Origin of the sequence: Streptomyces sp. NPDC002265 (genome assembly GCF_040296125.1) — a bacterium.
Classification (GTDB): Bacteria; Actinomycetota; Actinomycetes; order Streptomycetales; family Streptomycetaceae; genus Streptomyces.
Genome location: NZ_JBEOWS010000492.1, coordinates 1 through 5484, shown reverse-complemented (window position 1 = coordinate 5484; position 5484 = coordinate 1). Strand labels below are relative to the sequence as shown.

4 protein-coding genes are annotated in these 5484 nt (G+C 72.5%); 2 read left to right on the top strand and 2 right to left on the bottom strand.

What is annotated here, in order from left to right; all coding sequences use genetic code 11:
• The first annotated feature begins 245 nt into the window (after window positions 1–245).
• Complete coding sequence (locus tag ABT085_RS43295; RefSeq protein WP_502982968.1) at window positions 246–1460, top strand: putative hexosyltransferase; 1215 nt, start codon at window positions 246–248, stop codon at window positions 1458–1460.
• A gap of 42 nt (window positions 1461–1502) precedes the next feature.
• On the opposite strand, the gene ABT085_RS43290 is transcribed toward ABT085_RS43295, so the two are convergent.
• Both ABT085_RS43290 and clpB read right to left on the bottom strand, forming a co-directional pair.
• Complete coding sequence (locus ABT085_RS43290; RefSeq protein WP_351621791.1) at window positions 1503–2033, bottom strand: YbjN domain-containing protein; 531 nt, start codon at window positions 2031–2033, stop codon at window positions 1503–1505.
• A 138-nt stretch (window positions 2034–2171) separates the two neighbouring features.
• Window positions 2172–4769, bottom strand: a complete 2598-nt coding sequence (gene clpB / locus ABT085_RS43285) for an ATP-dependent chaperone ClpB (RefSeq protein WP_351621788.1) — start codon at window positions 4767–4769, stop codon at window positions 2172–2174.
• Window positions 4770–4899: 130 nt separating this feature from the next.
• Here clpB and ABT085_RS43280 point away from each other — a divergent pair, with 130 nt between their 5' ends.
• Window positions 4900–5313: a pyridoxamine 5'-phosphate oxidase family protein gene (locus tag ABT085_RS43280; protein ID WP_351621781.1), complete on the top strand. Its 414-nt coding sequence runs from the start codon at window positions 4900–4902 to the stop codon at window positions 5311–5313.
• The last annotated feature ends 171 nt before the right edge of the window (window positions 5314–5484 follow it).

Below are 5484 nucleotides of genomic sequence, written 5' to 3'. Positions count from 1 at the left end.
TGGGGGGGGGGCGGGGGGGGGGGGCCTGCCGGGGGGGGGCCCCCCACCCCCCGGCGGGGGCCCGGCTCCGCCTGAGACCGGTCCGCCTGACAGGGTGTCGGCCGACCCGGCGGGGAGCATGTCCGGATCCCGGCGTCACGCCGCCGCGCCGGGCGGTGGGCGAGCGCACCCGTCCGGCCGCGCCCTGCTCGCGCACCCCGGCGGCGCTCTTGCAAGGTGCGGGTGTGACTCACACCAGCGCCACCATGCTCCGCGTCGCGGTGCCGGAGCCCGAACGACGGGGCCGGGCCCGCCCCCGGCTGCCCCGCCCCCGGCTGCCCGACCCCCGGACGCTCCCGCCGCCGGGGGCCGCCACCGCCGTGGGCCTGTTCGTGGCCGCGCGGCTGGCCGGCGCCGCCGTGCTCGCCACGACCGCCTGGACCGGCGACAAGCAGCCGCTCGCCCTGCTCGGGCGGTCCTGGGACTCCCTGTGGTACCTGGGCATCGCCGCGCACGGCTACGGCCGCGTCCTGCGACCGCAGCCGGGCGTCGTCCAGAACGACCTGGCGTTCTTCCCGCTCTACCCGGCCCTCGTGCGCGGAGTGACGGCGCTCAGTCCGCTCGGCGGGGGCGGTGCGGGCCTGCTGGTGTCATGGCTGGCGGCCGTGGCCGCGGCCTGCGGGATCTACCGGTGCGGCGCCCTGCTGCACGGCCGGGCCGTCGCCTGCGCGCTGGTGCTGCTGTGGGGGCTGCTCCCGCACTCGGTCGTGCTGTCGATGGCGTACACCGAGCCGCTGCTCACGGCGTTCGCCGCCTGGTCGCTGTACGCGGTCCTCACCCGCCGCTGGCTGTGGGCCGGCGCGCTGGCCGCGCTCGCCGGACTGTCCCGGCCCAACGGCTGCGCGGTGGCGGCGGCCGTCGTCGCGGCGGCCGCCTGCGAGGCCTGGCACGAGCGCCGTCGGCTCGGCCGGGTCTCCCCCGGGCTGTGGGCGGGCGCGGTACTCGCGCCGCTCGGCTGGGGCGCGTACCTCCTGTGGGTGGGCCGGCGCACCGGGGACCTGTTCGGCGGCTACTTCAGGGTGCAGGCGGGCTGGGGCTCTCGTTTCGACCTCGGCCACGACGCGCTCCGGTTCACCCGGATCCTCCTGCTGTACAAGGCCCGGTTCGTCTTCCCGATGTCGCTGGTGATCGTCGCGGCGGCGGTGCTCCTGTACGTCCTGCTGCTCCTGGACCGCCCCCCGCTGCCCCTCGTCGTCTACACCAGTGCCCTGATGGTGGTCGCCCTCGGCGGCGCGGGCTTCTTCGAGTGCAAGCCGCGCTTCCTGCTGCCCGCCTTCCCCCTGCTGCTGCCGCCCGCGCGGGCGCTGGTGCGCACGGCGAGAGCCCGGCCCTGGCACGCGACCGCGGTGGTCGCCGCCCTGGCCGGGCTCTCGTTCGTCTACGGCGCGTACCTGGTAGCGATCGCGCACGCACCGCTGTAGGACCTGGGGACGGGCTGCCCCGCCCCGGTCCCCGGAGGCGGACTACTCCTCGCCTTCCTCGGGCTCCTCCGAGTCGTTGACCTCCTGCTCCAGGCCGAGCTGCTCCACGAGCCACTTGTCGAACTCGATGGCGGCCCGCACCCAGCTGACCGTCGACGACACGAAGTGCTCAAGGGCGACCCCGGTGCCGATCAGCATCTGGGCCTCGCCGATGAGGCGGACGGTGCCGTCGTCGTGCGTGTGCGTGTAGACCTTGGGCCACAGCGTGCGACGGTTCCAGTCGTCGATGGACTCCAGCAGCTGCGGCTTCTCGTCGATCTTGTGCGGACGGTCGTAGAAGGTCCGCACCGAGAACACCTGCTGGTCGGCCTCGCCACGGAACATGAAGTACGTGCGGAACTGCTCCCAGGGCGCCGCGAGGTCGCCCTCCTCGTCCACGACGTACTTCAGCTCCATCTGGTCGAGGAGCTGCTTCACGAGGTCCTGATCCGGGATAACGGGGCCCGCCGGTCCCTGCGGCTGTGGCTCGGGCTGGCCCCCGAAGTTCGGAATCGAGGACGGGTCGATGGTCACCGTGAATTTCCCTTCGTACGGATGCTGCCATCCTCTCCCATCCGGCACGGGGAGTGGCAACCCCGGGCGGGCCTGTCGCGGCGGTCCGCGCCACCGCGTGCCGGGCGGCACCGCGTCCGGCGCGGTGCCGCCCGTGCGTCACAGGGTCTTGCCGGTCGCCGGGCCCACGATGAGTCCGTCGCCGAAGGCGTCCACCCGGACCGTGTCGCCGTCCTTGACCTCGCCGGACAGGATCTCCCTGGCCAGCCGGTCGCCGATGGCGGTCTGCACGAGCCGGCGCAGCGGCCGGGCGCCGTAGGCCGGGTCGTTGCCCTCGTCGGCGAGCCAGGCCAGGGCCTCGTCGGTGATCTCCAGGGTCAGCCGCCGCTCGGCCAGCCGCCTGGCGAGCCGGTCGATCTGGAGGCGGGCGATCCGGCCCAGCTCCTCCTTGGACAGGGCCGAGAAGACGACCAGGTCGTCGAGCCGGTTGAGGAACTCCGGCTTGAAGGACGCCCGGACCACCTCCAGCACCTGCTGCTTCTTCTCCGCCTCGCCCACCGTCGGATCCACCAGGAACTGACTGCCCAGGTTCGAGGTGAGCACCAGGATGACGTTGCGGAAGTCGACCGTGCGGCCCTGGCCGTCGGTCAGCCGGCCGTCGTCCAGCACCTGGAGCAGGACGTCGAAGACCTCGGGGTGCGCCTTCTCCACCTCGTCCAGCAGGACGACGCTGTACGGGCGGCGGCGGACCGCCTCGGTGAGCTGGCCGCCCTCCTCGTAGCCGACGTAGCCGGGCGGGGCGCCGACGAGCCGGGCCACGCTGTGCTTCTCGCCGTACTCCGACATGTCGATGCGGATCATCGCCCGCTCGTCGTCGAAGAGGAAGTCGGCGAGCGCCTTGGCCAGTTCGGTCTTGCCGACGCCGGTCGGGCCGAGGAAGAGGAAGGAGCCGGTGGGCCGGTCCGGGTCGGAGATGCCCGCGCGGCTGCGCCGCACCGCGTCGGAGACGGCCCGTACGGCCTCGGACTGGCCGATGAGCCGCTTGCCGAGCTCGTCCTCCATGCGCAGCAGCTTCTGCGTCTCGCCCTCCAGCAGGCGGCCCGCCGGGATCCCGGTCCAGGAGGCGACGACGTCCGCGATGTCGTCGGAGCCGACCTCCTCCTTCACCATGGTGTCCCGGGAGACCTCCTCCTCGGCCTCGGTCGCGGCCTCCAGGTCGCGTTCCAGGGTCGGGATCTCGCCGTACAGCAGCTTGGAGGCGGTGTCGAAGTCACCGTCGCGCTGGGCCCGTTCGGCCTGGCCGCGCAGGCCGTCGAGCTTCTCCTTCAGCTCACCGACCCGGTTGAGGGACTGCTTCTCCTTCTCCCAGCGGGCGGTCAGTCCACGCAGCTCCTCCTCCTTGTCGGCGAGGTCGCGGCGCAGCTTCTCCAGCCGTTCCCGGCTCGCGGCGTCGGTCTCCTTGCCGATCGCCAGCTCCTCCATCTTCAGCCGGTCCACGACCCGCTGGAGCTCGTCGATCTCGACCGGGGAGGAGTCGATCTCCATACGCAGCCGGGAGGCCGCCTCGTCGACGAGGTCGATGGCCTTGTCGGGCAGGAAGCGGGAGGTGATGTACCGGTCGGACAGGGTGGCCGCCGCGACCAGCGCGCTGTCGGCGATCTGGACCTTGTGGTGGGCCTCGTAGCGTCCCTTGAGCCCGCGCAGGATGGCGATGGTGTCCTCGACGGTCGGCTCGGCGACCAGCACCTGCTGGAACCGCCGCTCCAGGGCCGGGTCCTTCTCGATCCGTTCCCGGTACTCGTCCAGCGTGGTGGCGCCCACCATGCGCAGCTCACCGCGCGCGAGCATGGGCTTGAGCATGTTGCCCGCGTCCATGGCGGAGTCGCCGCCGGCGCCCGCGCCCACGACGGTGTGCAGCTCGTCGATGAAGGTGATGATCTGGCCGTCGGAGTTCTTGATCTCGGCGAGGACGGTCTTCAGCCGCTCCTCGAACTCGCCCCGGTACTTCGCTCCGGCCACCATGGCGCCGAGGTCCAGCGCGACCAGCCGCTTGTTCTTCAGGGACTCGGGCACGTCCCCCTTCACGATCCGCTGCGCGAGGCCCTCCACGACGGCGGTCTTGCCGACGCCGGGCTCGCCGATGAGCACCGGGTTGTTCTTGGTGCGGCGGGACAGCACCTGCACGACCCGCCGGATCTCGTGGTCGCGTCCGATGACGGGGTCGAGCCTGCCCTCCCGCGCGGCGGCGGTGAAGTCGGTGCCGAACTTCTCCAGCGCCTTGTACTGCCCCTCGGGGTCCGCGGTGGTCACCCGGCGCCCGCCTCTCGACTTGCGGAAGGCCTCCTGGAGCTGCTCCGCCCCGGCTCCGCGCCGGGAGAGCACCTCGCCGGCCGCGCCTCCCTTGGCGGCGGTGCCGATCAGCAGGTGCTCGGTGGAGACGTAGTCGTCGCCGAGGTCCTGGGCGCGCCGCTGGGCGTCGGCGAGGACGGCGAGCAGTTCACGGTTGGGCTGCGGGGGCGCGACGGTGGAGCCGGTCACGCTGGGCAGCTGGGCGAGCACCCGTTCGGCGTCGGCGCGCACGGCGGCCTGGTCCGCGCCCACGGCGGCCAGCAGGTCGATGATGTTCTCGTTGTCCTGCCCCGCGAGCAGCGCGAGCAGGAGATGGGCGGGGGTGAGGTCCGGATGGCCCTCGGACACGGCCCGGCTGCCGGCCGCGTTGATCGCGTCCCGGCTCCTGTTGGTCAGCTCGGCGTCCACGTTCGCTTTCTCCTCCCAGCGTCGGCGTACTGCCCACGTCTCCCGGTCCTGACTCAACCAACGTACACAAAGTTGAGTCTATTCCGCTCAAGAAGAGCCCGGGAGGTCGCGGGGGACTAAATTCCCGGACATGGCCGCACATCCACAGAACCCGGGCAGCCCGGACCAGCCGTATCTCGCCTTCTGGCGGGAACGTCACCTGTGCACCCTGACGACGACACGCCAGGACGGCACACCGCACGTCGTACCCGTCGGAGTGACGTACGACCCCGAGGCGCGATTGGCTCGGGTGATCACGAACAAGGCGAGCGCGAAGGTGGCGCACGTGAACGCCGCGGGGGCGGCGGGCGCGCCCGTCGCGGTGTGCCAGGTCGACGGCCGCCGCTGGGCCACGCTGGAGGGCCGGGCCTTCGTACGCACCGATCCGGAGCGGATCACGGAGGCGGAGCGGCGCTACGCCGAGCGCTACGAGCGGGTGCCCGCGCCCAACCCGTCCCGCGTCGTGATCGAGATCGAGCTGACCCGGGCGATGGGGCGGGGCTGAGGAGGCGGGGCGAGCCCCGGGGGAACACCGGCGGGCGATCCTTTTCGGTCACCCCTGGAACGCGTCGATTCCCGGAAATATCCCGTAAAACTGCAGCGGGGGGGCCGGGGTATGGTGCCCGGGGACCCGGGTGGGGGGGGAGTTACAGGGGGGTGTTTTTTGTGGGGGGGA

Bases quoted from the DNA above. Each gene is read 5' to 3' on its own strand.
- ABT085_RS43295 (WP_502982968.1), top strand. From the start codon at position 246: ATGCTCCGCGTCGCGGTGCCGGAGCCCGAACGACGGGGCCGGGCCCGC.
- ABT085_RS43280 (WP_351621781.1), top strand. From the start codon at position 4,900: ATGGCCGCACATCCACAGAACCCGGGCAGCCCGGACCAGCCGTATCTC.